Consider the following 25678-nt stretch of genomic DNA (forward strand, 5'->3'; position numbering starts at 1 on the left):
CTCCAGAACGTCACCCGCCGCCATGACGACCGCCTCGCACCCGCCTTCCCGCCAGGCACCTGGGACGCCGCGCTGGACTCCGCGCTGGACGCCGTGTGCCGCACGCGGAGTGTCTGGCTAGCGGACGGCGGTAGCCGTCGCCACCACCCGAACCGCCATGCCCGGACGGGCCGTTGGGAGCCGCAACCTGGCATGCCCGGGTCCGTCGGCCGTCACGATCACCCTCGACCCGGCCCCGGTGACGGTGATCCGGGCGCCGTGGGGAAAGGCGGTGACCGGTAACGAAAGGCGGGTCCAGGCGCGGCGCGTGGTGCGGTCGGCGGTCAGGGTGAGGGTGTAGGTCCGGCTGGCCGGGGCGTAGGACTCGGCGCCCGGGATGCCCGCCACGGCCGGTGCGTATGGGGCGAAGGCCGGCTCCTTCCCGGGGGCGGGACGGCCGTTGGCGTCGTAGGCGCAGTAGCCGCCGCCGTCCGCGGCGCGGCAGTCGTACCACAGGGCCCAGCCCGAGGAAAAGCCGTCCATAGAAGTGACTTGACGTCGTATCAGCTCGGCGTTTCCGGGGGTGTGGGCCTGTGGTGGCCCCCATTCGCCGACCACCACGGGCATCCGGTGGGCGGTGGGGTAGCCGCCGACCGCGGCCTCGTAGTTCTCGATGAAGCGGCCCGACGGGTTCCAGTCGGCGCCCGACTCGACGGCGGTGTCGTAGTAGTGCGGGGCGTAGCCCAGGCGGGCCGCGCCGTGCCGCGGGTCGGCGAAGCCGGGCAGGCTGGTGGGGACGCCCTGGCCGACCAGGACGGTGGGTTCGACGAAGAGCCAGGCATCGGGGTCGGCGGAGCGGACGGTGTTGATCAACCGCCGGTACATATCGGCCAGTCGGCCGCGTTCCAGGGCCGCGGCGGCGGCGATCTGGTCGTCGGGGTTGGTCGGGTCACCGGGGACCGGCCCGAACGGCTCGTTGAACAGGTCGTACCCCAACAGGGACCGGTGTCCGCGCAGCACCGTCGCCACCTTGGCGTACGCGGCGGCCTGGGCCGCGCGCAGATCGCGATCGTCGTAGAGGTGGGTGAAGGCGGCCTGCACGGCGGGTTGGAAGTATTCCGCGAACCAGTCATCGGGGTTGGGCCTGAAGGGCAGCCCATCGGTGCGGGTGGCCCAGGCGGGGATGCCGTTGTGCCCGAACGCCGGGCCGAAGACGTCCTGATGCCAGTCGATCAACACCAATACCCGATGGCGGTCGGCCCACCCCAACACCCGCTCCAGGTAGCGCAGATAACCGGCGTCGTACCGCTCCCGGCGCGGTTCGACCCGCTCCCACCCGACGTTGAGTCGCACCAGGTCGAAGCCGTCCCGCTCCAGTTGGGCGAGGTGCGCCTCCGTCACCGTGTCGGTCTTGCCGAGGTTGAGGCCCCGTAACCGCAGCGCGCGCCCGTGTCGGTCGGTGAAGAGCGTGCGGCCGTCGGGCGCGGTGACGCTGCCGGTGGGAACGGGCCAGTCCGCCGCCCGGTCGTGCGCCGATTCGACCGTGTCGACGATCGCCCTCGCCCCGACAGCCGTCTTCGCCGCGGCCGTTGGCGTGGCCGCGGCCCGCCCCGCGGCCGGGACGCCCGCCGGCCCGGCGGCGATCAACGCCACGCCGAGAGCGACGGACATGACGGCGCGACGCATGCGCATAACTTCCTCCCGATGACGCTGACTTGACGACCCATCCGCTCGGCGGACGGTTTTCCGCCGCTCGGATTCTGCGCCACGGAAGTCGCAGAAGGAAGCCATTGTGAAGCGCGGGTAGAAAGCCTTTGCGAAGCGCGGGGAGGAAGCCTGTGCGAAGCGTGGGAAGGAGGAAGGTGGCCGTGCAACGTCCTTGTGGCGGAGATCAGTTGACGGGTATCGCGCTAGCTCGCCCGCGCCGCCGCCCGCCCCCGCTGCTCATACGGGCTGTGCATCGTGAGGTACCGGATCTCCAGGTCCTGCTCCAGGTACTCCATCCGCCGCTCCCAGAAGTCCCGAAGGTGGGGGAGGGCCAGGTGGGCATCGAGGTCCTCCTTGCTGCGCCACGCCTCGTAGAAGACGAATGCGCCGGGCTCGGCCTGGTCCTCGTGGAAGTGGTACTCCAGGCAGCCGGGCTCCTGCCGCGTCGGCTCGACGAACGAGAGGAGCAGTCGCCGCAGGTCCGCCGCCCGCTCGGGCTTGGGTCGGGCAACCCCGACGAGGGTGAACGGCTGGTCCATGGTGGCCTCCGATGGCATTGACATTGGCATGGATAGGTACGGCGAAATTCGTACCTATCCGACGACGTTAGCGATCTTCGAGGTATGATGCAAGCCGTACCTAGGAGGTGAGGGTGATGCCCGACGACGAGGGGCACCCCGGGCTCGCGGAGATGGAACTCGGCAAGGTTCTCTCCGCGCTGGCCGACCCGTTGCGGCGGCGCGTCGTACGGGAGATGGCGGCCGCGCCCGACGGCGAGGCGCGTACCTGTAGTTCCTTCGCGCTGCCGGTCAGCAAGGCGACGGTCACCCATCACTTCCGCACGCTGCGCGAGTCCGGCCTGATCCGCCAGGTCAACCGCGGCAACAGCCGGATGGCCACCCTCCGCCGCACCGACATCGAGCGGCGCTTTCCCGGCCTGCTGGCGCTCCTCGTCGCCGAGGAAACCGCGGAGTCGGCCACCGACTCCGGATGAGGAGATGCGGGGCAGCCCTCCGAACGGCCCGGCGGACTGCCTGCGTCACCGCGCCGAGCGCTGGTAGACCCCCGGTGTGACGCCATAGGCACGCTTGAACCAGCGGTTGAAGTGCGCCTGGTCCGAGAAGCCGGCCGCCGCCGCGGCGTCCGCGGGCGCCGTGCCGCCCGTCAGCAGGCGCCGGGCCTGCCGGAGGCGCAGCAGGCGCTGGTAGTCGCTCGGCGCCATCCCGAACTCCGCCCGGAAGGCCCGGTAGACGGCGAATCGACTGCAACCGGCGGCCAGCGCCAGGTGATGCGTCGATACCGGTTCGAGCGGGACGTCCTCCAGTACGGCCCGCGCTCGACGGGCCGCCCGGCGTTGCTCCGCCCCCGCCAGGGCGCGCAGCCGCGGGGCGCGGGTCGCGCCGCGTTCGAGTTGGGGGCGCGTCCTGGGGCTCGGCCTCGGCTCACCGGTGCGGCGATCTTCTTCCTGGGGGCCGGCGGAAGCGCGCAGGGCGGATCGGACCGGCTGTGGGGCGACGGTCTGTTCCTCCTCAGTGCGGTGTGCTGGGCGGCGTACACGCTGGCGGGACCCCGGGTGATGACTGGCATCGCCCCGCTGCGCGCCACCACGTACGCGACCTGCGCGGGTGCCGTCCTGCTCGGCGTTCTGGCCGTCCCCGGCATGGCCAAGGTGGAGTGGGCGCAGCTGTCCGCGACGGTCTGGCTGAACGCCCTGTACCTGACGGTTGGTGCCGCCGCCGTCGCAAACCTCCTCTGCTACCGGGGAGTTGGCGCCGTCGGACCGGCGAGGGCCTCGCTGATGATGTTCAACGTCCCCGTCATCAACACCCTGTGCGCCACCCTCGTCCTGGGCGAGTCCTTCGACTGGCTCCAGGGAACGGTCCGTCGCCGGGCAGACCGCTGTCCGGGAGGAGCATCGGCAGGTGCAGAGCGGAATAAGAAGCGGAATAAGAAGTGGATCAGCCGGGTTCCCCCTCCGATCGCCGTTTCGGCGACAGTGACAAGGACAGTGAAAGGAAGGGGACTCACCATGGCTGGAACGTTCGTGATCGGCGCGGGGCCCGGCATCGGCCAGGCAGTGGCCCGCCGATTCGCTCAGGAGGGTTCGCCGATCGCGGTGTTGGCGCGCTCCCGGTCCACCGTCGACGGGGCCGTCGCGGCGGTCGAGGAGGCCGGGGGCAAGGCCCTCGGCCTGCTGGCGGACGCGGCTGACGAGGCATCACTGCGCGCCGGCCTCGATGCCGCCGTCGAACGGCTCGGCATCCCGGACGTGTTGGTCTACAACGCCGCCTGGGTCCGCTACGACCGCCCCGGCGAGCTGTCCGCCGCCGAACTGACGGCGACGCTGCGGGTCAACGTGGTCGGCGCGGTGACCGCGGTGACGCACCTGGCGCCGCGCATGGCGGCCGCCGGCGGCGGCACCGTCCTGCTCACCTCGGGCATGCCGACCCCGCGCGTCGCGGGCACCAGCCTGTCCATCGGCAAGGCCGGGCTGCGCGCGGCCCGCGCGGTCCTCGCCGAGGAGTTCGGGCCGCAGGGCGTGCACCTCGCCACCGTCACCGTCGCCGGCCCGGTCTCCCCGGGTTCCCCGCTCGACCCCGACCGGATCGCCGAACAGTACGTACGGCTCGCCGGGCAGCCCGTCGAGCAGTGGGAGGACGACGTGCTGTTCGACGGCGTGACCGTGAAGTAGGGAGCGGGCCCCGGCGGCGGTCGGGGCTGGGAGGATCCGGCATGCCACTCGTTGAGGTCTCACCCGGAATGTCCCTCGCCTACGACACGTTCGGCGACCCGTCCGACCCACCCGTCCTGCTCGTGATGGGGTTCGGCTCCCAGCTGATCGCCTGGCACGAGGACTTCTGCCGCGCGCTGGCCGACCGCGGCCGCCATGTGATCCGCTACGACAACCGCGACTGCGGACTGTCCACCACGTTCGACGATCACCCCGTCGACGTGGGCCGGTTCATCGCCGCCGTGGGCTCGGGAGACCTCGCCGCCGCCCGTGCGATGGTGCCGTACACGCTGACGGACATGGCCGCCGACGGCCTCAACCTGCTCACCGCGCTCGGCATCGACCGCGCGCATGTGGTCGGGTCCTCGATGGGCGGGATGATCGCCCAGCGGATGGCCCTCACCCGGCCGGACCGGGTGCTGACCCTGACGTCGATGATGTCCGCGACCGGCGAACCCGAATACGGCGGGACCAGCCCCGAGGCCCAAGCGGTGCTCCTGGGACCGAGGCCGACCGACCGGGAGGGATACGTCGCCTCGGCGGAGCGCGAACTGGTGTGGTCCTCCAAGCGCTACGGAGACCCCGCACTCCTCCGCGAGTTGGCCGCCGCCAGCTACGACCGCGCCTACTACCCGGCCGGGATCGGGCGTCAGCTCGGGGCGATGATCCTCGACGGCTCGCGCGCCGAGGCGCTCCGCGAGCTCCGGGTGCCGACCCTGGTGATCCACGGCCTGGACGACACGCTGATCGCCCCGAGCGGCGGCGAACGCACCGCGAAACTGGTGCCCGGAGCGAGGCTCATGCTGGTCCCCGACATGGGACACGACCGCCCGCGCGAACTGTGGCCCCAGCTCCTCGACGCCCTACAGACACACACGGCCTGAACTCGATCACCCCCAACCCAACCCATCCACGGGGGAGTTGAGGCCCGCCAGGCACGACAGGAGTGACAGGCACGACGGGCGTAACGGAGCGGCCCTACGCGCGCCCCCGCGCCTGCACCGTCAGCGCGCCGGGCAGCTCCGCGCAGGCCGCGCGGAGTCGGCGGGCGAGGTCTGCCCGGGTGTGCCTGGCGGGCTGTGTCACCCAGCCGTCGAGCGCCCGGTGGAACGCCGCGATCAGCATGTCGAGCGCCAGATGGGAGCGCACGCCGCCGCCCCCGGGGAGGTCGAACCGTCGCTCCACCACGGCGAGCGCGGCACGGCTGGTGCGGTCGCAGAACGCCAGCCCGTGCGCGTCCATGGACGGCGTCCGCCCCGCCAACCGGCGGCTCGCCAGGGCGCGTTCGGCCCATCCGTCGGCGTCCATCCGGTCGATGGCCGCGACGAGGGCGTCCTCGAACAGCGCGATGAGCGTGCGCCCGTCCGCCGGGCACTCCTCCAACGCGTCGAGGAAGGCCGCCCACAGGTCCTGGGTCGGGGCCAGGGCGACGTCTTCCTTGCTGCTGAAGTTGCGGAAGAACGTCCGCTTGGATACCTCGACCGCGTCGCAGAGCTCGTTCAACGTCACCGCGTCGAAGCCGCGCTCGCCGAACAACTCCAGTGCGGTGTCGACCAGCGCCTGCCTGGTGCGCAGCTTCTTCCGCTCGCGGAGCGGGAGTTGGGCGGCTGCGCGAGCGGCGGCGGAGGTCTTGGGCGTCATCAATGCCAGTGTAGCTGAGCAGCAAATGCGCCCTGTACGCTTACGCCACTCAGTGGCACTTTCTTGTTTTCTGTTGCTTGTCCTGGTTCCTTGCTTCCCGGGAGGTTTCCCATGCGTGCGCTGCTCGTCGATCGTTCGGCCCCCGCCGGCCTGCGGCTCGCCGCCGTCCCCGATCCGGTCCCCGCGCCCCACCAGGCCCTGGTTCGGGTGACCGCGACCTCGCTCAACCACGGAGAGGTCGCCTTCGGTCTGGCCAATGCGCCCGAGGGCGCCGTCCTTGGCTGGGACGCCGCCGGCGTCGTGGAACGGGCGGCCGCCGACGGCTCAGGCCCGGCCGCCGGCACACCGGTCGTGACCCTGATGCCCGACGGTGCCTGGGCCGAACTGCGCGCGGTCGACACCGCGTTGATCGGCATCGCACCTGTTGGGGCCGAGCCGGCGGAGCTGGCCACGATCCCGGTCGCCGCCACGAGCGCCCTGCGCGCCCTGCACCGGATCGGCCCGCTCCTGGGACGGAACGTCCTCGTCACGGGAGCCACCGGAGGCGTCGGCCGGTTCACCGTGCAACTCGCCCGCGCGGCCGGCGCCCACGTCGTGGCCGTCACCAGCAAGCCCGACGCCAACGGTGAACTGCTGCGCGGGCTCGGCGCCCACGAGGTGATCGGCGCGCCGAAGGAGGCCACCCGGCCGATGGATGGCGTGGTCGACATGGTTGGCGGCCCGCTGCTCGTCGAGGCGTACCAGACACTCAACGAAGGCGGCACCCTCGTTGCGGTCGGGCACACCACCCACACCGGAGAGGACTTCCCGTTCGGGACGTTCTTCGGCGACCACGGCAGGCACGACCGGTCGATCGTGACCTTCTTCCTGCTCGCCTGCTCCGGCCTGGACCGCGACCTGGCCTGGTTGGCCCAGCGCGTGGCCGCCGGCGAACTCGACCCGGGCATCACCTGGCGCGGCGACTGGGGCGCCGCGGCGGAGGCGGTCCAGACGCTGCTCGCCGGCGGACTGCACGGCAAGGCGGTGCTCACCCTCGGCTAGGGGCTGTCCGATGGGTCAGGGCCGGGGCCGCGAAAATCAGGAGCCTGGCGGCCGGCGGGCGTGATGGGATGGCTCACCATGCGACCGATGCAGCACCCGTTCCGCGACGGAAGCGACGACCGCGATCTGCTGGCCGGGATGGAGCGGAACCTGGCCGAACACGCCGGCCATCTGCACCGGGAGATGGCCGGCGCGACCGTCACGGAGACCGACGACCTCCTGGTCGCCGACAGCGGCCTCGACGACGACACCTTCAACGTCGTCGCCGGGGCCCGCTTCACCCCCGACGACGCCCAGGCACGGATCGACCGCACGCTCCGGACCGTCGCCGCCACCGGGCGCCGTTTTTCCTGGTGGGTGGGTCCCGCCTCCGAGCCGGAGGGCCTGGCCGACCGCCTGGCGGCCGCCGGACTGCCGCCCGCCGAGCGCGAGACGGCCATGTGGGCCGAGTTGACGGACGCGCTACCGCAGCCGACGGCCGACGGGTTGGAGATCCGTCCGGTGACCACACCGGACGAACTCGCCGACTTCGCCACGGTCCTGGCCGCCAACTGGGACCCGCCCGCCGCCACCGTCCGCCGCTTCTTCGCCCGCGCCGCCCCACAGGCACTGGCCGCCGACTGCCCGGCCCGCTATCTGGTCGGCTACGCAGCGGGCCGCCCGGTCAGCTCGGCCGAGGTCTTCCTGCACGCCCAAGTCGCCGGGATCTACGGCATCTGCACCCTGACCAGCCACCGCCGACGCGGCTACGGCGGGGCCCTCACCCTCGCCGCCCTGCACACCGCCCGCAGCCACGGCCACCGCATCGCGGTGCTCCAGGCATCCGAGGACGGCGAACCGGTCTACCGCCGCCTGGGGTTCCACCCCTGCGGCCAGTTCACCGAACACGCCATCGGCGCCTCCTGAGACCCCACACCGCCCCTGGGGCAGCGCCAACTTCCGTCCCTGCCCCCGTACTCCGGCCGCTTCCTACCGGTCGTGGAACGTCGTGGTCGCTTCCAGTGCCGCGCGCGGGGTGGAGATCTGGTTCACCGGTGCGGCGGCGTCGGCGTAGCCGAAGGAGACTCCGACGAGCAACTTGCCCCCGTCGAGGCCGAGTTCGCCGCGCACCGTGTCGGCGTAGAAGCTCAGCAGCCCCTGCGGGCAACTGTCCACGCCGTACCCGGTCATGGCCAGCAGGAGCGTCTGGAGGTAGCCGCCGACGTCCGCGGCCAGGCGCGCGTCGGCGCGGTCCGCGACGAAGAGGAAGGCGACGTGCGGGGCGCCGTAGAAGCCCAGGCTCTCGGCGTCATAGGCCGCGCGCGCCGCGTGGTCGTCGCGGCCGATGCCCAGCGCGCCATAGAGCTGGCCGCCGAACGCGGTGCGCCGCTCCCGCTGCACCGGAAGGTACATGGCGTCGTCGTACGGGAAGTCGACGGAGGTGCGGTGCGCGGCGTGGGCCGCCTGGAGCGCGTCCGCCAGGCGATCGCGCGGCGCGCCGCTGACCACCTCCACCCGCCACGGCTGGGTGTTGGAGTTGGACGGTGCGGCGCCGGCCAGCGAGAAGATCGCCCGCATCGTCTCGTGGGGCACGGGGTCCGGACGGAACGCGCGTACGGCCCGTCGCCTGCGTATCAACTTCTCCGCATGGCTGGCCAGTTGGGTGTGGTCGGACGGCCTCATGGAGCGCTCCTCGATGGCAGGGGAGAGTGGAGAAAGGCATCGGTAAACGGGAACGTTTACTGGCGATGCGTGGGTGACTCTACCCAGTCGTCACGCGAGAAGTAAACGCGGTCGTATACTTGCGTCATGGGAACGGAGACAGGGGTGGAGAAGGAAGCGGTGCAACGGCGGGGGCAGGGGGCGCGAGGGCGCGTGCTGGCCGCCGCCGCGCGGCTGTTCGCGGAGCAGGGGATCACGGCGACCGGCATGGAGCAGGTCGCGGCCCAGGCGCCGGTGTCCAAGCGCACCCTCTACCTTCACTTCCGGACCAAGAGCGATCTCGTGCTGGCCCATCTGCGGGCGCTCGCCGAGTCGGGGAGCACGTTGGAGAGCGTGCTCACCCTTGAGGACCTCGACCCGCGCGAGCGGATCCTCCGGCTCTTCGACCCGCCCGCCACGGACGCGGCCGTGGCGCGCGGGTGCCCGTTCATCGATGCCGCGGCCGAGTTCCCCGACCCAAAGAGCCCGATCCATGCCTACGCCCGGGCACAGAAACTGCTGATGGTACGTCTGGTCACAGAGCTGGTAACGGAGTTGGGCTGCGACGAGCCCGAAGCGCTCGCCGAGCAACTGGTCACCCTGGCGGACGGTGCGGCCAGTCGCGCCATGGTGCTGAACGAGGCGGATTACGGTCGGCATGCGCGCGCGGCCGCGGAGACCCTCCTCGCACACGCCTCGCCGGGAACGGGGTGACCGCATCCGCCCCGCGCGGATCGGATCAGTAGGCGCGCGCCACCACCGCGACATTGCCCGGTTGGTCGTCGCGCTCGGGGACGGACCCGTCCGCGGCGACCAGGCACCGCACGGACACCCCCTGCTCGGCCAGTTCCGCCTCACCCTCCGGGCCCAGCGCGGCCCACGGAATGCGCGCCCACCCCGTGCTCGCGGCCGCCACCGCCTCCGCGAGCGTCGACACCTCGACGGTGTGCCGCTCGCGGCGCTCGCGCGACTGGGTCAGCAGCAACGCCTGGTCGTCCGCGAGGACTTGGGGCAGCAGCCCGGGCAGTGCCTCGATCGCCGTCGGCTCCTTGCTCCCCGCGATGCGACGGACCAACACGGCGGTGCCGCTCGCCACATCGCGCGGTCCGATCTCGATCCGTACCGGTACGCCCTTGAGTTCCCAGTCGACCGCCCGCCGGCCGAACGGGAGGTCGGTGCGGTCGTCGACCTGGACGCGGATGCCGGCCGCGGTCAACCGGCGGCCGATCTCCCGGACCTCGGCCACCACCGCGTCATCGCCCTTGACGGCGACCACCACCGCCTGGACCGGCGCCAAACGGGGCGGAACGCGCAGGCCGTTGTCGTCGCCGTGCATCATCACCAACGCGCCGATCATGCGCGTGGTCGCGCCCCAGGAGGTCTGCCAGACATACTCCTGCCGGCCGTCCCGCGACAGGTACTGGGTGTGGAACGCCTTGGCGAAGTTCTGGCCCAGCTCGTGACTGGTGCCCAGTTGCAGGGCCTTGCCGTCGCCCATCATGCCCTCCAGGGTGAGCGTGTTGAGCGCACCGGCGAACCGCTCCCGGGCCGTTTTGCGCCCCGGCAGGACGTCCATGGCGAGGGTGTTCGTCATGAAGTCGGCATACACCTCCCGGTGGATGTGCGCGGCGTAGCGCCGGGCCTCCTCGTAGGTGGCGTGCGCGGTGTGGCCCTCCTGCCACAGGAATTCCGTCGTACGGAGGAACACCCGCGGGCGCAGCTCCCAACGCACCACGTTCGCCCACTGGTTGATGAGCAGCGGTAGATCGCGGTAGCTCTGCACCCACTTGGCGAAGTAGTCGTTGACGATCGTCTCGGAGGTGGGGCGGACGACGACGGGCTCCTCCAACTCCTTGCCGCCACCGTGCGTGACGACGGCGAGCTCCGGCGCGAACCCTTCGACGTGCTCGGCCTCCTTCGTCAGATACGACTGGGGGATGAGGAGCGGGAAGTACGCGTTGGCGGCGCCCGCCGCCTTGATCCGGGAGTCCAGCTCCTGCTGCATCCGCTCCCACAGGCCGTACCCGTACGGTCGGATGACCATGGTGCCGCGCACCGGCCCGTTGTCGGCCAGTTCGGCCTTGCTGATCAGGTCCTGGTACCAGCGCGGGAAGTCGTCCGCCCGGGGCGTGAGCACGGGTGTCTTTGCCATGCCGGGCAGCGTAGGGGCCGGGCCCGCCCGGTGCGAACCGATTTCTCCGGTGGCGGCACCGCCGTTGCCCGGGCCCCTTGTTCTGTCGCCGGAGACCGGGTCAGCGCATATCGGCCGGGCGTTCCGTGCCGGCGAACGGGAAGCGACGGCGGAAGTCGTCGGCGGCGTCCTCAAGGGTGCAGAAGGTGACACCGTCGTGGCAGCCGACGTAGTCGATGAACCGCTCCAACATCAGCAGGACCTGCGGACGCCCGCTGACGTCGGGGTGGAGGGTGACGGGGACGACGGCGTAGTCGAGCTCGCGGTGCACCCAGTCGAACTGGTCGCGCCAGGTCTGTTCCAACTCGCGCGGGCTGACGAAGCCGTGACTGTTGTGGGCGTGCTTGTTGAACATCATCGGCGGGAGGTCGTCCACGTACCAGTTCCCGCAGAATTCCACCAGGTCGACCTCGTTGGAGAAACCGTACGTGTGCAGCAGTTCCGCGGTGTGCGGGGACATCTCCCACCAGGGCGCCACATAGCCGCGCGGGCGGCGGCCGGTGTACTCCTCGATCAACTCGACGCACTTGGCCAGCACGTCCTCCTCCTGACGGGGCGTCATCGCGAGCGGGTTCTCGTGCGAATAGCCGTGCGCGCCTATCTCGTGGCCCGCCTCGACGATCATCCGGGTCTGCTCGGGGAAGGTCTCTATCGAGTGGCCCGGCACGAACCAACTGGTGCGGATCCCATGGCGTCTGAAGAGCGTGAGCATCCGGGGGATGCCGATCTCGCCGGCGAAGACGCCGCGCTGGACGTCGTTGGGGGAGTCCGCTCCGCCGTACGAACCGAGCCAGCCGGCGACGGCATCGACGTCGACTCCCAGGCAGATCCTGATGTCCTTGGTCATGTCGGGTCCTCTCGGCAGCGACGCGAACGGACGCTACGAATCGGTGGGTTGACGGGGGAGCCGGCCTGGTGTGCCGTCCCGCCAAGTCACCCCGTCGGGCCGTGCACTCCCGTCATCAGGGCGGCGAGGTCGTCGGGGGCGAGGAAGGACGGCGGGGGCGGCGGGCCCCAGGTCAGCAACCCCTTGGCCCCTTCCAGGACTTCGGGTGTCCACAGTTGGTCGTCGACGATGCAGTCCATATCGGAGTAGAACTCGCTGAAGTTGCCGGCCGGGTCCTTGAGGTACCAGAAGAAGTTGGAACCGGCGTAGTGCCGGCCCAGGCCCCAGACATGTCGTTCGGGGTGGTCCGCCAACATCGCGGCGGCGCCCCGGCCGACCTCGTCGAGGTCGTCGACCTGCCAGGAGGTGTGGTGCAGGAAGCTCACCGGGGCGGCCAGTACCAGGATGTTGTGGTGGTCGGTGGAGCAGCGCAGGAACGCCCCGCGGTCCTTGAGGTAGTCGGACGCCTTGAGGCCGAGCCCGTCGCGGAGGAACGCGGTCGTGCCGTCGAAGTCGGTGGTGCCGAGGACCGCATGGCCCAGTTTGCGCGGCCGGACCCGGTCGGTGCGCCGCACCGCGGGGGCGCGGGTGTCGAGGCGCTCGTTGCGCCCGGGGCCGTTGTGGTCGATGGCCGGCACGGGCTGCTGGACCAGTCGCCCGGCGACCTCAAGGACGGCGCGCAGACCGGTCGTTGTGTCGTGGGCGGTCAGGGTGGCGCCCTCGACGTGACTGGCGATGCCCAGGCGGTGCAGCCGGGAGGCGGCCGCGGCCAGGTCGTCGGGGGTGTCCGCGCCGATCCGGACCTCGACGAGGCGGCGGGTCGGCGCCGGCACGATGTGCAACTGGCGGCCGGCGTCCCGGGTGGCGAACCAGCCGTCGCCCTCGGGGGAGAGGCCGAACTCGGCGTAGTAAGCGGCCGTCTCGGCGACGTTCGGGACCCCCATGGTGACGGAGATCAGACGGTGCAGTGCCATGCGCACTCCTCCTGGCGGTGCGGCTGGTCAGGCCGTGCGGGCCGACGCGTCCGGCGGCTGCCCCGGTCACGCCGCCGAGCCCATGCCCCGGGCCCGGCCGGCGCTACGGAACGTCACCCAGCCTCACACCGGCGCCGGCACAGGTAAAGGGGGCCTCGCCGACACCGACCGCCTGACCCCGCGCACGCCGGGGCCGGGTACCGAACCGCCGGGCCCGCCGCGTACGCTCGTCGGTCGGGCGGCGGACGTACGGGGGAGCAGACATGGGATACCACCGCAACAACTGGCGCCAGGTCGCCGACCTCGCCGCACCGTTCCTCCCCGGCGGCCGCGAGCTGATGAACGCCGTGGACGTGGTGCACGGGATCAGTGACAGCGTCGGCCGGGACCGGCTGCACTACGTCCAGGGCGGCCACCCGGTGGTCGAGCTGCCCTGGCAGCCGCCCGGCCCGCCCCCCAACCACCAGCGCGCCGACGAGATCGGCCGCCAGGCATGGCACGCGCTGTTCGCCGACGCACAGCGCTACGGCGCCCGTTCGCTGCTCGACCAGGTCGGCAACCTGTTGGTGTCCCTGCCACCCACCGAACTCGACCTGGTCATCCGCCGGTTCGGCACCCAGGGCCTGGACCGCTGGGACTCGCTCGCCCACGTCGAGGACGAGCACGGCCGGCCCGCCTATGACTGGCGGCGCCAACAGGAGCTCTTCACCTGGCTCCTCCGCTCGGTCAGCCCGTACGCGGCGATGCTGATCGGCACCGGCATGCCGTGCAGCCAGCCCGACTACGACGCCGGGTGTGACTGTGCGGACCACGGTTGGGTCCTACCCGAGGGCCCCTTCGCGCAGGTGGACGGCGCCTACGTCACCGAGAACTGGCAGTGGGTCTCGGCCGCGACCGAGGCGATGTCCTGGCAGGACATGGACCAGGGCCGGTTCGGCACCTGCTGGCTGCTGACCAGCATGCAGGCCGTGCTCCAGGCCAACCCGCAGTACGCCCCCCGGCACCTCAGCCTGGAGCCCAACGGCACCGTCACCGTCACCCTCTACGACCAGGGCAGCCCGGTCGCCCTCACCGTGGTGCCCGACCTGCCCTACGGCCACGGTGGCCTCTGGGGCGCCAAGGGCCATACCGCGGACGCCCGTTACGCCGAGACCTGGCCGGGCTACTTCGAGAAGGCCGCCGCCCAACTGTTCGGCAACTACCCCGACGTCGCCCAGGGCGGCCCCGTCGATGTCGCGCTCGCCACGCTCACCGGCCGCCAGGTACAGCAACTGGACCTCGCCTCGCCCTGGCTGGCCCGGGAGATCGCCGACCGGAAGGCGCGCGGCCAGGCACTCGTCGCCGCCACCTACGGCACCAGCGACCGCAACCAGATCGCCGGCGGCCGACTGGCCGCCAACCACGCCTACTTCATCAAGGACGTGGACCCGATGGGCGGCCGGATCTGCCTGGGCAACCCGTGGGGCGACGATGCCACCAGGCAGATGTGGGAGTGCTGGCTGACGCTGCCGGAGGTCGGCTCCTACGTGGCGCTCATCAACGCCGTCGACACCTGGTGACCCCCACCACTCGCCCACACCGGAGCCGCCCGCCCACCCGGCGGACCACCGTCCCGATCGGTCAGACGGTCCGCCGCAGCACCCGGCACTCCGAGAACACGCACCGACCACCGCCCGGCCCGCCCTCCGGGCGAACGACGGGAGTTTGACGACAGGACCTAGCGCTGGATCAGCGCGCGGGCCGCCTGGGCGATGTGGGAGCGGGAAATGCCGGCGGCGTCGAGGAGTTCGCCGGTGGTGCCGGAGCCCGGGAGGTTGGTGACGGCGAGGTGGGTGAAGGCCGGATGGTTGCCGCTGGCGGCAAGTGCCGACAGCACGGCCTCCCCGACGCCGCCCTCGGGGTGGTGGTCCTCGACGACGACGAGTGCGCCGGTGTCCTGGGCGGCCCGGGCGAGGGCGGCGACATCGAGCGGCTTGACCGAGTACAGGTCGATGACCCGGGCCTGGACGCCGTCGCCGGCGAGGAGTTCGGCGGCCGCCAGGCACTCGTGCAGGGTCACGCCGGCACCGATCAGGGTGACGTGGTCGTGCTCGCCCTGGCGGAGGGTCTTGGAGCCGCCGACGGGGAAGGCTTCGTCGCCGTCGTAGAGGACCGGGTAGCCGCCGCGGGTGGCGCGCAGGTAGGAGATGCCGTCGAGCTCGGCCATGGCGGCGGTCAGGGCGGCCGCGGAGTTGGCGTCGCTGGGGTAGAGGACGGTGGAGCCGTGGACGGCGCGCATCATCGACAGGTCTTCCAGGCCCATTTGGGAGGGCCCGTCGGCGCCGATCTCGACGCCGCAGTGGGTTCCGCACAGCGCCATGGTGATCTGGGAGACGGCGGCCATGCGGATGAAGTCGTGGGCGCGGGTGAGGAAGGCGGCGAAGGTGGTGGCGTAGGGGCGGTAGCCGCGAACGGCCATGCCGACGGCGCTGGCGATCATCTGCTGCTCGGCGATGTAGGTCTGGAAGTACCGCTCGGGATGGACCTTTTCGAAGTCCTCGGCGTGGGTGGAGTTGCCGACCTCGGCGTCCAGGGCGACGACGTCCGGCCGGGCGCCGAGCGCGGCCAGCGCGTGCCCGAAGGCGACGCGGGTGGCGACCTTGTCGCCGACGTCGAAGCGGGGCAGTTCGACGGGGCCGGCGGCCGGGACGTGGAGGGGCGCGGCGGTGGGCGGTTGGGGGCCGCGCACGCGCAGGTGCCGGACGCCGCCCAGTTCGGCGACGGCCCGGTCGGCCAGGTCCTCCGGCAGCGCCTTGCCGTGCCAGCCCTCCTTGTCGGCCACCTCGGAGACGCCGCGGCCCTTGACGGTCCTGGCGATGATGACGGTGGGTGCCCGGCCGTCGGCGGCGGTGGTCAGCGCCTCGTCGATCGCCGTCAGGTCGTGCCCGTCGATCACGAGCGCGCGGCAGCCGAACGCCTCGACGCGGCGGGCGTAGGCGGCGGTGTCCCACTCCAACTCGGTGGGGCCGCGCTGTCCCAGGCGGTTGACATCGATGACGGCGGTGAAGTTGGTGAGCTCGTGGTGGCCGGCCTTGTCGAGGGCCTCCCACACCGACCCCTCGGACATCTCGCTGTCCCCGCACAGCACCCACACCCGGTAGGGCTGCTTGTCCAGGTCCCGGCCGGCCAGCGCGATGCCGACGCCGTAGCCGATGCCCTGGCCCAGTGAGCCGGTGGCCACGTCCACCCAGGGCAGCACGGGGGTGGGGTGGCCCTGGAGCCGGTGGTCGAAGCGGCGGTAGGTCGTCATCAACTCCTCGTCGCTGACCGCGTCGACCGCCTTGAACATCGCGTACAGCAGGGGAGAGGCGTGTCCCTTGGAGAAGACCAGGTGGTCGCCGGCGGGGTTGTCGGGCGCGTCCCAGTCGTAGTGCAGGTGGCGGGTCATCAGGACCGCCATCAGATCGGCCGCGGACAGGCTCGACGTGGGGTGCCCGGAGCCCGCCGCGGTGCTGGCGCGCACCGAGTCCACGCGCAGTTGCTGCGCGAGTTCGAAGACCTCGGACAGGTCGCTTTCGGGCCCGAGCGTGACGGTCTGCGCTGCGGTCATGGTGGTGGGGGCCTTTCGTGGACGGTGGGTTGGGGCGCCGGGTGAGGGCCGCCGGTTCCGGGCCGGCCGATCACCGCCGAGGAAGGCTATCCGCCCATTTGTCCGGTAAGGGGGAGTGTGGCGGCCGTGGGCGATGCGTTCGAACGCGGCGGCGACCGCCCCGCCGGGGCACGTGGTCAGGATCACGTCACGGGGGAGCGGACGGTCGGAATGCCCGGGCCGCCAGTCAGGTTGGCTTCTACACGCAACCCATGCGTGCCCCTTACCGACTGGCATTTACGAGGAGCCCCCGTGACCGTCCCGGCGTCCCCCGCCTCCCGCGCGGCCGAGATCCTGTCCCGCCCCATCGCGCTCAACGGCCTGACCGTCCCGAACCGCATCGCGATGGCGCCGATGACGCGCATGTTCTCCCCGGACGGCATCGCCGGTGAGGACGTGCGGTCGTACTACGCCCGCCGCGCCGCCGCGGGCGTGGGACTGATCATCACCGAGGGGACCTACGTCGGCCACGAGTCGGCCGGCAACAGCGACCGGGTGCCGCGCTTCCACGGCGAGGAGCAGCTCGCCGGCTGGGCGAAGGTCGTCGAGGCCGTCCACGAGGCGGGCGGCACGATCGTGCCGCAGCTCTGGCACATCGGCACGGTCCGCAAGGAGGGCGAGCCGCCCTTCGCCGCCGCCCCCTCCGTCGGCCCCTCCGGCCTCCGCGTCGACGGCACCGAGGGCGGCAAGGCGATGACCCGGCGCGACCTGGACGACGTCATCGGCGCCTTCGCCAAGGCCGCCGCGGACGCCGAGCGCATCGGCTTCGACGGCATCGAACTGCACGGCGCCCACGGCTACCTCATCGACCAGTTCCTCTGGGCCGGCACCAACCGCCGCACCGACGCCTACGGCGGCGACCCGGTGGCCCGCACGAAGTTCGCGGCCGAGATCGTGGCCGCGGTCCGCGAGTCCGTCTCGCCCGACTTCCCGGTGATCTTCCGCTACTCGCAGTGGAAGCAGGAGGCGTACCGCGCCAAGCTGGCCGAGACCCCGGAGGAGTTGGAGGCGATCCTGACCCCGCTGGCCGCCGCCGGCGTCGATGCCTTCCACGCCTCCACCCGCCGCTACTGGCTCCCCGAGTTCGAGGGCTCGGACCTCAACCTCGCGGGTTGGACCAAGAAGCTCACCGGCAGGCCCACCATCACCGTCGGCTCGGTCGGCCTCGACGGCGACTTCCTCCGCTCCTTCCAGGGCGACGGGGCCCCGGTCCAGGGCATCGACAACCTCCTCGACCGCCTGGAGCGCGACGAGTTCGACCTGGTCGCCGTCGGCCGGGCCCTCCTCCAGGACCCGGAGTGGGCCGCCAAGGTCCTGGCCGACCGCTTCGCGGAGCTCAAGCCCTACGACGCCGCGTCGCTGCAGACGCTGAGCTGAGGCGTACGGGCTGACTGGGGCGCCGCGCCAACTGGCCGGCGCCCCACGGTCGTTGGCCAGCCCCTATGGGTTGGCGGGCTCCGGGCCGTCCGACGGGTTGGCGGGCTCCGGGTCGTCCGGCGCGGCGCCGGCGACCTGCGCGCGGCCCGTCACCACCCGCAGCGTCACCGCGGCCGCGACGCCCGCCACCAGCCCCCAGGTCAACGCGGCCGGGACGCCCTCGGCGAAGCCGCTCAGGAGGCGCAGCGGATCGCCGGGCAGCTCCACCGCACTGCGGACCACCCGCAACAACTCGCCCGCCAGCAACCCGAGTACGGTCGCACAGACCCCGCCCAACGCCATCGCCGGCACGGTGGCCCGGGTGAGCAGCATGGGCAGTCGCCGCAGCGCCCACCACACCACGACGAGCAGCAGCACATCCGCGCCGCGGTCCAACAGCCAGGCACCGAACGGCGCGCTCCCCGGCCCCGACCACGCGCCGAACAGCAGCCACTGGCGCAGCAGATCGCCCGGTTCCGACAACACCCCGACGCTCGGGGAAACCGACTGGAGCGCGGCGGCGACCGACTGTTGGGAGACGACCACCACGGCGAACGCGACCACCGCGGTCCCGACGGTGGTCGCCAGGCGGGCGGCGCGCGTCGGGACGACCGCCTGCGGCACCGGGCCGGCCCCCTTCGCCGTCAGCCGCGCCACGAGCACGGTCGCCACCGCGGCGACCAACGCGGTCACCACCAGAACCTCCCGCCCGGAGGCGATCACCCCCGCCAGCCGCGGCAGAAAACGGAAACTGCCGCGCCCCCCTGAGGCGATCGACCACGGTGCGGACACCGTCACCGCCAACGTCCCGGCCACCAGGCCCCAGGCCCACACCGCCAACACCGCAGCCAGCGTCCGGCCGCGCTCCGGCGGCAGCCTGCGGAGCAGGAACAGCGCCCCCAACGAGAAGAAGACCAGGACCGCGCCGAACCGGATCTGCTGCCCGGTCGCCTCCAGCGCCGCGTAGCTCGCCCCATCGGGCCCGGGCGCGTCCCCGCCCGCCATCGCGTTGCCGAACTGGGCCGCGCCCGGCGGGTCGTAGGCCCAGGGCAGGAGCCAGCCCCGGAGTTGCCCGACGGTCTCGCCGTCGACCAGATTGCTGGCGCCTGGCAGCTGCAACGCGTGCACGCTCGCCCCCGCCCACCACAACAGCGCCGTGAGCAGCAGCCCACCGGCCACCGCCGGTATCGCCGCACGTCGATACGTCATGAACTGTCCCCCGCGTTTTTCGCGTAATTCTTGAACATTGCTCAAGGGACATTACGGGACGCTGATCACATACGGATCACGACCGATGCCGGCCCGTCCCCCTCACGACAACGACGCCGCCGCTCACCGGCGCCCTCCCTCAACGGCCGCCTGGCACGGCCGCATTCAAGCCCCCCACCTGTGACTTTCGTCCCGCCACGACCTTCGCCGAGCGGCAGTCGCCGCCGCCCGGCGGGTGGTTGACTACGCCGCATGAACCTCGCGCGAGCACTCCCGGACGGCAGGCCATGACTGTTGATGACGCGCCCTTGGAACCCCGCCCCCACCGACCGATGGGCGCCGCACCTCCACTCGACCCCGAACTGAGCGCCGTACTCGCGGAGTTGGGTGAGGAGGTGAGGACCCCGGTCACTCCGGCGAACCTCGCCGCCAGGCAACAACAAGACGCCCTGGCCCGCCCCAGGCCGACCGTCCGGGACCTCCGAGCCGACGGCCGCTTCGAGGTGGCGGAGCTGCGCGTGCCGGGAGCGCCGGGCGGCCCACCCCTCACGCTCGTCAGCGCGCGGCCCGCCGGGATCGCCGGGCCGCTGCCCGCGCTGTACTACCTGCACGGTGGCGGAATGGTCAGCGGCAACGCCTGGTCCGTACTCCCACGGCTGTTGCGCAACGTGGCGCTCCCGCTCCAACTGGCCGTCCTCTCCGTCGAGTACCGGTTGGCGCCGCAGACGCAGTACCCCGGACCGGTGGAGGACTGCTACGCGGGACTTGCCTGGGCCGCCTCGCACGCGACGCGACTGGGCATCGACGCCCACCGCATCATCGTCGGGGGCAAGAGCGCCGGCGGCGGACTGGCCGCGGCGCTCGCCCTGCTCACCCGCGACCGGGGCGGCCCCACACTCCTCGGTCAACTCCTCGTCAGTCCGATGCTCGACGACCGCAACACCACCTACTCCAGCCACCAGATGGCCGGCGTCGACCTCTGGGACCGCACCTCCAACGCCACCGCCTGGCAGGCCCTGTTGGGCGACCGGTACGGCGCCGCGGACCTCCCGCCCTACGCCGCGCCCGCCCGCGCCACCGACCTGACCGGGCTGCCCCCGACCTACCTCGACGTCGGATCGGCCGAGACCTTCCGGGACGAGGGCGTGGCCTACGCCAACGCCATCTGGCGGGCCGGTGGCCAGGCCGAACTGCATGTCTGGCCCGGAGCCTGCCACGGCTACGACACCCTCGCCCCACGGGCGGCCCTCAGCCAGGACGCCCAGGACGCCCGCACCCGCTGGCTCCGCCGCCTCCTCACCCCGTCCGACACCAACGAGCCACGCACCGCCCCGTAGTTGGCCGAAGCCACCCTCAACAGGCGTCCTCGCATGCACGAGGATTCCGGTCATTGCCGTGCATGCACCCGTAAGTCCAATAAAGGAGCTTCGATGGCCAGAAACCTAGGTAAGTGGAGACTCGCAGCCGCGCTCGGCGCGCTCGCCACGGCCGCCCTGCTCCCGCCGTCCCCCGCACAGGCCGCGACCGACGGCGGACACCAGGCAACCCAGGCATCGCTCAACGCCCTCCAGGCAATCGGCGGCCCGGGCGCCGGGCTCTACGCCGGCGACCCGTCCGGCTCCTGGAGCCTCAACGCGGGCACCGGCACCACCGGCGCCAACCGGCCCGTCCAGCCCACCGATCACTACCGCATCGGCAGCCAGACCAAGACCTTCACCGCCGTCGCGGTGTTGCAACTGGTGGACGACGGCAAGGTCGATCTCGACACGGCGATCGAGCGGTACCTGCCCGGCGTGGTCGACGGCAACGGCTACGACGGCAACACCATCACCGTCCGCCAACTCCTCCAACACACCAGCGGCATCCCGACCAACGTCCCCAACCCCCAGGCCAATCCGGACGGCAGCTACAGCCTGGCCGCCCTGGTGCGCGACGGGCTGAGCCACCGCCCGGCCTTCCCGCCGGGCACCTCCTTCCAGTACAGCAACACCAACCTCCAGATCCTCGGCATGCTGATCGAGAAGATCACCGGCACGCCGGTGGGCCAGGTGATCACGAGCCGGATCATCGAACCGCTCGGCCTCACCGACACCCGCTTCCCCGAGCCGGGCGACCGCACCCTCGCCGACCCCTACGTACACGGCTACCGCGGCATCCGCGTCGGGCCGTTCTTCTACTGGCAGGACGCCACCACCACCTTGGAACCGTCCCTCTTCCACAGCGCGGGCGCGATGATCTCCACCGAGCGGGACATGGCCGCCTTCTTCCAGGCACTCGTCGACGGCAAGCTCGTCTCCCGGGGGAGCCTGGCGCAGATGGAGACCCCGGGCACCCACGCCCCGTACGGCCTGGGCCTGGACCGACTGCCCCTGCCCTGCGGCGGAGTGGCCTTCGGACACAACGGCGGTGTGCCCGGCTACCTGTCGTTCTCCGCGGCAACCCCCGACGGCCGACACGTGGCGGTCATGACCAACTCCATGGTCCAACTCAACGTCCAGGAAGCCATCGACAAGATGACCGCCGCGGCCTCCTCGGCCCTCTGTGAGAACTACTGACGGCAACTACCGGCCGGGGCGCTGACGGCGTTGACCGCGCGTCCCGGCCCGTCGGGCGTCAGCCCCGCCGAGCGCCACAGCCGCACCAGGCGGTGGGTTACGGTACCTGCCGGACCTCAGGCAACAGGAGAGAAGACCATGCAGTTCCTGCTCATCGCCCACGACGCCACGGACGAGCAGGCGGCCGAGCGTCGGCTGGCGGCGCGCGAGCGGCACCTTGCGCAGGGACCGTCGCTGATCGCCAACGGCCAGGCGCTGTTCGGCACCGCGATCCTCGACGACGAGGGCCGGATGGTCGGCTCGATGATGGTGATGGACTTCCCGTCCCGCGCGCAGTTCGATGCCTGGCTGGCGACCGAGCCGTATGTGACCGACGGCGTGTGGGCCGATATCCAGGTGCGCCCGTGCCAGGCAGGCCCCCTCTTCATGGCGGCGCTGGGCAAGCCGACCACGCCACGCAACTAGCGCCAGTCCGAAACGCCGCGACCCCTACTCGTCGTCCGGGCGCGCCGTTTCGGAATCGGACGGGAAGAAGATCCGGCTCATGAGGTAGGGGGAGCGGCCCGGGGCCGGGCCGTTGGCGAGCAGGGGGCCCAGGACCGCGAGCAACTCGCGGTGTATGGCGGCGAGTTCGTCCGGGCTGAGCCAGAGCGTGCCCTGGCGGTAGGAGACCGCGTCGGCGACCGGGTCCGCGCCGGGGCGGTCCAGGTACGCGTTGAATTCCGCGATCAGTACGGCCATGGAGGCGGCGAAGCCCCGGCGGTGGTCGTCCGTCGACATCGCGGACGCCGCGTCGGCGTCGATGACGGGGCGGTCCCGGCGCAGCCGGTAGTGCCGCTCGACGGCGCCGCGCACCCGCTGCTCCTCGACCAACTCCAGGAAGCCGGCCTCGGCCAACAGCCCGACGTGCCGGTACAGGGTCACCTTCGGCACCTCGGGCATGCGCTCGCGCAGTTGAGAGGTGGTCAGCGCCCGGTCGCCGGCGAGCGCGTGCAGCACGCGCAGGCGCACCGGGTGGAGAAGCAGTTCGGTGGCGTCCATGGCTTTACTGTTTCATGCACGGTAACTGTTTCATGCACGGTACTATTACCGAAATTGGAAACGGTTGGGGAGGGGGGCGCATGCGCCAGTCACGGGGGCGGACGGTCCGGGTGAACGGCCGGACCGTCTACGTCGAGGAGTCCGGTGGCGGATCGGACCGGGTGGTCTTCGAGGCGGGCCAGGGGTTGGGGCGCACCTGCTGGGACGCGGTGCTGCCGCAACTGGCGGGCCGGGCGCGGACGGTGGTCTACGACCGCGCCGGCCTCGGGCGTAGCGGTCGGACCACCGCGCAACTGAGCATCGACGACCTGGCCGCCGATCTCGTCGCCCTGGTCGAGGCGGTCGTGCCCAGCCGGTTCGTGCTCGTCGCGCACAGTATGGGCGGACTGGTCGCGCGCCGTGCCGCGGAGGCCCTGGGGCCGCGGCTGAGTGGGCTGTTGCTGCTCGACCCCACGCCGGAGAGCGCGCCCGTCTACGACACGTTCGCCCAGACGGCCAGGAAGGTCGACCGTGCCTTGGGGGTGACGCAGACGTTGGTCCGGTTCCGCCCACTGGCCCGGATGGCCAGCGGGAACGTCCGCCGCGTCTTCCCGGCGGAGACCTACGAGGCCATGCTCGCCGAGGACTTCGTCCCGGAGGGCATGGCACAGACCCGGCGGGAGATGCGGGCCGTCGCCGAAGCCATCCCGCGGTTCCGTGCCGAGCCGCCGGCCCCGCCGACGTGCCCGACGGTCCTGCTCTCGGCGTCCCGCCCCGCGCGGGGCCGCGAGCGGCACCACGCCGAGCTGGCCGCACACCAACGGCGTTGGATGGAAGGGGTGTTGGACGGCCGGTTCGAGGAGGTCGACTCGGGACACTTCATCCAGGCCGAGCGGCCGGAGATCGTCGCGGAGCGGATCGGACGCCTGCTCGACCGTGGGGCGGGCCGACGGCCCGGGGCGTTGGCCTGACGCGCCCGGCCGAAGCGTCAGCGGCGCAGTGCCTCGAAGGCGTCCCGCGCCGCGGCCCCGATCGCTAGATCGATGTCGGGTGCCAGGCTGGCCCGGCGGTCGGAGCGGGTGAGCGCGACCATCGCGATCCGGTCGCCGGACTCGGCCTCCACCACGCCGATCTCATGCCGAAGATGGAGGAACGTCCCCGTCTTGCCGCTGACGTGGATGGTGTCCGTGCGCAGCTCGCTCGACAGGCGCTGGGTGAAGACCTGGAGACCCATCATCCGGCGCAGTTCGGCGGTCGCGTCCGGGTGCGCGATCTCGTCCCGCCAGACGCGTTGCAGCAGGTCGGCGAGGGCCGTGGCGGTGCCCAGGTTGGCGTGGGCCGGATCCAGGGTCTCGATGGTGTGGTGGCCCGAGCGGTCGTCGCGGATGGCCAGTTCGAGGGCGAGGGAGAAGTCGTTGCCGGCGGCACCGGCGGCGCACTCGTACATGCGGTTGAGCCGGTGCCGGACATGGATGTCCGCACAGCCCCAGGCACGCAGTTGGGCGTCGACGTCGACCACCGGCACCAGGCCGAACAACGCGTCGGCGCTGGCGCTGTCGCTCACCGACAGCATCATGAACAACAGGTCGCCGACGGCCGCGGTGACCGGATAGCGGAACGCCGCCAGGCCGGTGGGCCCGACGCTGCTGGTGGCCGGGTCGATGGTGAGCGGTTGGGCCGCGTCGAGCTCCCCGGTCGCGATCCGGTCCAGGGCGACCAGGGCCAGCGGCACCTTGACCACCGAAGCGAGCGGCACCGGCGCGTCGACATCGAAGCCGAGGTACGCACCGGTGTCGATGTCCCGGGCCAGGAACGACCCGCGGACGCCCAGGCTTTCCCAGTCTGCGGCGATCGCCTCGGCAACGTCGCGGAGCCAACCACCGCTGGCGACGCACGCGGCCCGGTCCACCGCGTCGGCGCTCATCCGCGGGCCGCCAGCAGCGCCGGGGCGTGCTCGCCCGCCGGCGTGGTGCGGGCCGCCGCCTGCCTGGGCGGCGCGGCACCGACCGCGGCCGCCAGCTGTGCGACCAACCAGTCGGGCGCCTCGGCCGCGTCCGCCCGCCGCCGCGCGGCCCCCGGGTCGTAGCCGCGGTGCAGCGACGCATCGCCCAACGGCGCCCACTCCGCGCCGTGTTGACGCGCGAACGGTTCGGTGCACAGCAGCGTCGCCCGCCCGGCGAGCGTCTCGGCCAGCGCGGTCGCCAACGATCCGGCCGGACGGATCACCCCCTCCGGCAGCCCGGCCCGCGCGGCCGCCCGCCCCAGTCGGTCCCGCAGATACGGGACGTGATCCTCCGCCGTGGTGAGGATCGGCACCATGGTCGGCCGCTCGCCCGGTCGTTCGCCCGCAGCGCGACGCCCGCGCGCGGGGCGCAGATCCTCCAGGTGGACCACCCGCCGACGGTCCCGCACCCGAGCCGCTGCCTGGCCGACGAAGGGCCCCTCCCAGGCACCCGACAACGCACCCGCCGACGCATCCGGCGAAGTTTTCGACGATGCGTCCGACGGCGGTGCGGAGGCCAGGCCGAGCGGCACCCGCAGGGCCGCGTTCCCCGGCGGAACCCGCAACAGTGCGTACGCCAGCGTCCCGTCGGCCAGGCCCGACACCCGCTCGTCCGGGGGGAGTTCATGGACGCCGAGCGGAAGGTCGTGCTCGGTGCCGGCGCGGATGACCCGCGCCAGCGCCGCCGGGCCGCAGTCGGCGGGCACACCGACCGCGCGTATCGCCGACTGCCTGGCCGACTGGGCGACCTGCCGCAGTCGTTGCGCCCGGTCCAGCACGTCCCTGGCGTACGGCAGCAGGAGCAGACCGAAGTCGGTGACCGTGACCTGCCGCCGCGAGCGGTCGAAGAGCACGTCGCCGAAGTGGGTCTCCAGCGTCTTGATGCGTCGGCTCAGGAGTGGTTGGGCGATGCCGAGCCGGTCGGCCGCGCGCGAGAAGCTGGCCTCGTCGACGGCCGCCACATACGCCTCAAGGTGTGCGAGCAGGTCCATCCGGCAGTCATATCAATATGTTCTGG

General features: G+C 72.0%; 25 protein-coding genes. 12 read left to right on the forward strand and 13 right to left on the reverse strand.

Features of this window, described 5'->3' with window-relative positions; genetic code table 11:
- Window positions 1-117 precede the first annotated feature (117 nt).
- Together ACFVFQ_RS01310 and ACFVFQ_RS01315 are read right to left on the reverse strand one after the other, a co-directional pair.
- Window positions 118-1665 carry a cellulase family glycosylhydrolase gene (locus ACFVFQ_RS01310; RefSeq protein ID WP_383406558.1) on the reverse strand — a complete coding sequence of 516 codons (1548 nt, stop codon included), beginning with the start codon at window positions 1663-1665 and terminating at the stop codon, window positions 118-120.
- A 224-nt stretch (window positions 1666-1889) separates the two neighbouring features.
- Window positions 1890-2225 (reverse strand): putative quinol monooxygenase, encoded by a 336-nt coding sequence (locus ACFVFQ_RS01315; RefSeq protein ID WP_383406561.1) that lies wholly within the window; start codon window positions 2223-2225, stop codon window positions 1890-1892.
- Window positions 2226-2341: 116 nt separating this feature from the next.
- Here ACFVFQ_RS01315 and ACFVFQ_RS01320 point away from each other — a divergent pair, with 116 nt between their 5' ends.
- The gene (locus ACFVFQ_RS01320) at window positions 2342-2680 is read left to right on the forward strand and encodes an ArsR/SmtB family transcription factor (protein WP_383406563.1); all 339 of its coding nucleotides are present in this window, start codon (window positions 2342-2344) and stop codon (window positions 2678-2680) included.
- 45 nt (window positions 2681-2725) lie between these two features.
- Here the strand turns inward: ACFVFQ_RS01320 and ACFVFQ_RS01325 are convergent, their stop codons facing one another.
- Entirely contained in the window at window positions 2726-3067 is a 342-nt protein-coding gene (locus tag ACFVFQ_RS01325; protein WP_383407004.1) for a helix-turn-helix domain-containing protein, read from the reverse strand.
- Between ACFVFQ_RS01325 and ACFVFQ_RS01330 the strand changes: the two genes are divergently transcribed.
- Window positions 2975-4378: an SDR family NAD(P)-dependent oxidoreductase gene (locus ACFVFQ_RS01330; RefSeq protein WP_383406565.1), complete on the forward strand. Its 1404-nt coding sequence runs from the start codon at window positions 2975-2977 to the stop codon at window positions 4376-4378. The genes ACFVFQ_RS01325 and ACFVFQ_RS01330 overlap by 93 nt on opposite strands.
- 41 nt (window positions 4379-4419) lie before the next feature.
- Complete coding sequence (locus ACFVFQ_RS01335; RefSeq protein WP_383406566.1) at window positions 4420-5301, forward strand: alpha/beta fold hydrolase; 882 nt, start codon at window positions 4420-4422, stop codon at window positions 5299-5301.
- A gap of 94 nt (window positions 5302-5395) precedes the next feature.
- Here the strand turns inward: ACFVFQ_RS01335 and ACFVFQ_RS01340 are convergent, their stop codons facing one another.
- The gene (locus ACFVFQ_RS01340; protein WP_383406569.1) at window positions 5396-6058 is read right to left on the reverse strand and encodes a TetR/AcrR family transcriptional regulator; all 663 of its coding nucleotides are present in this window, start codon (window positions 6056-6058) and stop codon (window positions 5396-5398) included.
- A 111-nt stretch (window positions 6059-6169) separates the two neighbouring features.
- Here ACFVFQ_RS01340 and ACFVFQ_RS01345 point away from each other — a divergent pair, with 111 nt between their 5' ends.
- Both ACFVFQ_RS01345 and ACFVFQ_RS01350 read left to right on the forward strand, forming a co-directional pair.
- Complete coding sequence (locus ACFVFQ_RS01345; protein ID WP_383406572.1) at window positions 6170-7099, forward strand: zinc-binding dehydrogenase; 930 nt, start codon at window positions 6170-6172, stop codon at window positions 7097-7099.
- 138 nt (window positions 7100-7237) lie between these two features.
- Window positions 7238-8005: a GNAT family N-acetyltransferase gene (locus tag ACFVFQ_RS01350; RefSeq protein WP_383407006.1), complete on the forward strand. Its 768-nt coding sequence runs from the start codon at window positions 7238-7240 to the stop codon at window positions 8003-8005.
- Window positions 8006-8068: 63 nt separating this feature from the next.
- Here the strand turns inward: ACFVFQ_RS01350 and ACFVFQ_RS01355 are convergent, their stop codons facing one another.
- Entirely contained in the window at window positions 8069-8761 is a 693-nt protein-coding gene (locus tag ACFVFQ_RS01355; protein ID WP_383406575.1) for a nitroreductase, read from the reverse strand.
- A gap of 126 nt (window positions 8762-8887) precedes the next feature.
- On the opposite strand from ACFVFQ_RS01355, the gene ACFVFQ_RS01360 reads away from it, so the two are divergent.
- Complete coding sequence (locus tag ACFVFQ_RS01360) at window positions 8888-9493, forward strand: TetR/AcrR family transcriptional regulator (protein ID WP_383406578.1); 606 nt, start codon at window positions 8888-8890, stop codon at window positions 9491-9493.
- A gap of 25 nt (window positions 9494-9518) precedes the next feature.
- Here the strand turns inward: ACFVFQ_RS01360 and proS are convergent, their stop codons facing one another.
- The 3 genes from proS to ACFVFQ_RS01375 all read right to left on the reverse strand — a co-directional run bounded on the left by proS (window position 9519) and on the right by ACFVFQ_RS01375 (window position 12830).
- Entirely contained in the window at window positions 9519-10931 is a 1413-nt protein-coding gene (gene proS / locus ACFVFQ_RS01365) for a proline--tRNA ligase (RefSeq protein WP_383406581.1), read from the reverse strand.
- A 100-nt stretch (window positions 10932-11031) separates the two neighbouring features.
- Complete coding sequence (locus ACFVFQ_RS01370) at window positions 11032-11817, reverse strand: polysaccharide deacetylase (RefSeq protein ID WP_383406586.1); 786 nt, start codon at window positions 11815-11817, stop codon at window positions 11032-11034.
- A gap of 86 nt (window positions 11818-11903) precedes the next feature.
- Window positions 11904-12830, reverse strand: coding sequence for a VOC family protein (locus ACFVFQ_RS01375; RefSeq protein WP_383406590.1), 927 nt, complete (start codon window positions 12828-12830; stop codon window positions 11904-11906).
- Window positions 12831-13093: 263 nt separating this feature from the next.
- On the opposite strand from ACFVFQ_RS01375, the gene ACFVFQ_RS01380 reads away from it, so the two are divergent.
- On the forward strand, window positions 13094-14389 hold the full coding sequence (locus ACFVFQ_RS01380; protein ID WP_383406593.1) for a C2 family cysteine protease: 1296 nt from the start codon (window positions 13094-13096) through the stop codon (window positions 14387-14389).
- A 158-nt stretch (window positions 14390-14547) separates the two neighbouring features.
- On the opposite strand, the gene ACFVFQ_RS01385 is transcribed toward ACFVFQ_RS01380, so the two are convergent.
- Entirely contained in the window at window positions 14548-16419 is a 1872-nt protein-coding gene (locus ACFVFQ_RS01385) for a transketolase (protein ID WP_383406595.1), read from the reverse strand.
- 291 nt (window positions 16420-16710) lie between these two features.
- Between ACFVFQ_RS01385 and ACFVFQ_RS01390 the strand changes: the two genes are divergently transcribed.
- The gene (locus ACFVFQ_RS01390; RefSeq protein ID WP_383406598.1) at window positions 16711-17835 is read left to right on the forward strand and encodes an NADH:flavin oxidoreductase; all 1125 of its coding nucleotides are present in this window, start codon (window positions 16711-16713) and stop codon (window positions 17833-17835) included.
- A 63-nt stretch (window positions 17836-17898) separates the two neighbouring features.
- On the opposite strand, the gene ACFVFQ_RS01395 is transcribed toward ACFVFQ_RS01390, so the two are convergent.
- Window positions 17899-19083, reverse strand: coding sequence for a hypothetical protein (locus tag ACFVFQ_RS01395; RefSeq protein ID WP_383406601.1), 1185 nt, complete (start codon window positions 19081-19083; stop codon window positions 17899-17901).
- A 332-nt stretch (window positions 19084-19415) separates the two neighbouring features.
- Between ACFVFQ_RS01395 and ACFVFQ_RS01400 the strand changes: the two genes are divergently transcribed.
- The 3 genes from ACFVFQ_RS01400 to ACFVFQ_RS01410 all read left to right on the forward strand — a co-directional run bounded on the left by ACFVFQ_RS01400 (window position 19416) and on the right by ACFVFQ_RS01410 (window position 22103).
- Window positions 19416-20420 carry an alpha/beta hydrolase gene (locus ACFVFQ_RS01400; protein ID WP_383406604.1) on the forward strand — a complete coding sequence of 335 codons (1005 nt, stop codon included), beginning with the start codon at window positions 19416-19418 and terminating at the stop codon, window positions 20418-20420.
- 93 nt (window positions 20421-20513) lie between these two features.
- Window positions 20514-21638: a serine hydrolase domain-containing protein gene (locus ACFVFQ_RS01405; protein WP_383406607.1), complete on the forward strand. Its 1125-nt coding sequence runs from the start codon at window positions 20514-20516 to the stop codon at window positions 21636-21638.
- 138 nt (window positions 21639-21776) lie between these two features.
- Window positions 21777-22103 carry a YciI family protein gene (locus tag ACFVFQ_RS01410; RefSeq protein WP_383406611.1) on the forward strand — a complete coding sequence of 109 codons (327 nt, stop codon included), beginning with the start codon at window positions 21777-21779 and terminating at the stop codon, window positions 22101-22103.
- 24 nt (window positions 22104-22127) lie between these two features.
- On the opposite strand, the gene ACFVFQ_RS01415 is transcribed toward ACFVFQ_RS01410, so the two are convergent.
- Window positions 22128-22679 carry a helix-turn-helix domain-containing protein gene (locus ACFVFQ_RS01415; RefSeq protein ID WP_383406614.1) on the reverse strand — a complete coding sequence of 184 codons (552 nt, stop codon included), beginning with the start codon at window positions 22677-22679 and terminating at the stop codon, window positions 22128-22130.
- A gap of 80 nt (window positions 22680-22759) precedes the next feature.
- On the opposite strand from ACFVFQ_RS01415, the gene ACFVFQ_RS01420 reads away from it, so the two are divergent.
- Window positions 22760-23629 (forward strand): alpha/beta fold hydrolase, encoded by an 870-nt coding sequence (locus tag ACFVFQ_RS01420; RefSeq protein ID WP_383406618.1) that lies wholly within the window; start codon window positions 22760-22762, stop codon window positions 23627-23629.
- Window positions 23630-23646: 17 nt separating this feature from the next.
- Here the strand turns inward: ACFVFQ_RS01420 and ACFVFQ_RS01425 are convergent, their stop codons facing one another.
- The gene (locus ACFVFQ_RS01425) at window positions 23647-24582 is read right to left on the reverse strand and encodes a serine hydrolase (protein WP_383406621.1); all 936 of its coding nucleotides are present in this window, start codon (window positions 24580-24582) and stop codon (window positions 23647-23649) included.
- Complete coding sequence (locus tag ACFVFQ_RS01430; RefSeq protein ID WP_383406624.1) at window positions 24579-25652, reverse strand: LysR family transcriptional regulator; 1074 nt, start codon at window positions 25650-25652, stop codon at window positions 24579-24581. Before ACFVFQ_RS01430 ends, ACFVFQ_RS01425 begins: the two co-directional genes overlap by 4 nt.
- Window positions 25653-25678 lie beyond the last annotated feature (26 nt).

This window comes from Streptomyces sp. NPDC057743 (assembly GCF_042798755.1).
Lineage (GTDB): Bacteria > Actinomycetota > Actinomycetes > Streptomycetales > Streptomycetaceae > Streptomyces.

Excerpts from the sequence above, each read along its gene's own strand:
- ACFVFQ_RS01310 (WP_383406558.1), bottom strand. The coding sequence starts at position 1,665 with ATGCGTCGCGCCGTCATGTCCGTCGCTCTCGGCGTGGCGTTGATCGCC.
- ACFVFQ_RS01315 (WP_383406561.1), bottom strand. The coding sequence starts at position 2,225 with ATGGACCAGCCGTTCACCCTCGTCGGGGTTGCCCGACCCAAGCCCGAG.
- ACFVFQ_RS01320 (WP_383406563.1), top strand. The coding sequence starts at position 2,342 with ATGCCCGACGACGAGGGGCACCCCGGGCTCGCGGAGATGGAACTCGGC.
- ACFVFQ_RS01330 (WP_383406565.1), top strand. The coding sequence starts at position 2,975 with ATGCGTCGATACCGGTTCGAGCGGGACGTCCTCCAGTACGGCCCGCGC.
- ACFVFQ_RS01335 (WP_383406566.1), top strand. The coding sequence starts at position 4,420 with ATGCCACTCGTTGAGGTCTCACCCGGAATGTCCCTCGCCTACGACACG.
- ACFVFQ_RS01340 (WP_383406569.1), bottom strand. The coding sequence starts at position 6,058 with ATGACGCCCAAGACCTCCGCCGCCGCTCGCGCAGCCGCCCAACTCCCG.
- ACFVFQ_RS01345 (WP_383406572.1), top strand. The coding sequence starts at position 6,170 with ATGCGTGCGCTGCTCGTCGATCGTTCGGCCCCCGCCGGCCTGCGGCTC.
- ACFVFQ_RS01350 (WP_383407006.1), top strand. The coding sequence starts at position 7,238 with ATGGAGCGGAACCTGGCCGAACACGCCGGCCATCTGCACCGGGAGATG.
- ACFVFQ_RS01355 (WP_383406575.1), bottom strand. The coding sequence starts at position 8,761 with ATGAGGCCGTCCGACCACACCCAACTGGCCAGCCATGCGGAGAAGTTG.
- ACFVFQ_RS01360 (WP_383406578.1), top strand. The coding sequence starts at position 8,888 with ATGGGAACGGAGACAGGGGTGGAGAAGGAAGCGGTGCAACGGCGGGGG.
- proS (WP_383406581.1), bottom strand. The coding sequence starts at position 10,931 with ATGGCAAAGACACCCGTGCTCACGCCCCGGGCGGACGACTTCCCGCGC.
- ACFVFQ_RS01370 (WP_383406586.1), bottom strand. The coding sequence starts at position 11,817 with ATGACCAAGGACATCAGGATCTGCCTGGGAGTCGACGTCGATGCCGTC.
- ACFVFQ_RS01375 (WP_383406590.1), bottom strand. The coding sequence starts at position 12,830 with ATGGCACTGCACCGTCTGATCTCCGTCACCATGGGGGTCCCGAACGTC.
- ACFVFQ_RS01380 (WP_383406593.1), top strand. The coding sequence starts at position 13,094 with ATGGGATACCACCGCAACAACTGGCGCCAGGTCGCCGACCTCGCCGCA.
- ACFVFQ_RS01385 (WP_383406595.1), bottom strand. The coding sequence starts at position 16,419 with ATGACCGCAGCGCAGACCGTCACGCTCGGGCCCGAAAGCGACCTGTCC.
- ACFVFQ_RS01395 (WP_383406601.1), bottom strand. The coding sequence starts at position 19,083 with ATGACGTATCGACGTGCGGCGATACCGGCGGTGGCCGGTGGGCTGCTG.
- ACFVFQ_RS01400 (WP_383406604.1), top strand. The coding sequence starts at position 19,416 with ATGGGCGCCGCACCTCCACTCGACCCCGAACTGAGCGCCGTACTCGCG.
- ACFVFQ_RS01405 (WP_383406607.1), top strand. The coding sequence starts at position 20,514 with ATGGCCAGAAACCTAGGTAAGTGGAGACTCGCAGCCGCGCTCGGCGCG.
- ACFVFQ_RS01410 (WP_383406611.1), top strand. The coding sequence starts at position 21,777 with ATGCAGTTCCTGCTCATCGCCCACGACGCCACGGACGAGCAGGCGGCC.
- ACFVFQ_RS01415 (WP_383406614.1), bottom strand. The coding sequence starts at position 22,679 with ATGGACGCCACCGAACTGCTTCTCCACCCGGTGCGCCTGCGCGTGCTG.
- ACFVFQ_RS01420 (WP_383406618.1), top strand. The coding sequence starts at position 22,760 with ATGCGCCAGTCACGGGGGCGGACGGTCCGGGTGAACGGCCGGACCGTC.
- ACFVFQ_RS01425 (WP_383406621.1), bottom strand. The coding sequence starts at position 24,582 with ATGAGCGCCGACGCGGTGGACCGGGCCGCGTGCGTCGCCAGCGGTGGT.
- ACFVFQ_RS01430 (WP_383406624.1), bottom strand. The coding sequence starts at position 25,652 with ATGGACCTGCTCGCACACCTTGAGGCGTATGTGGCGGCCGTCGACGAG.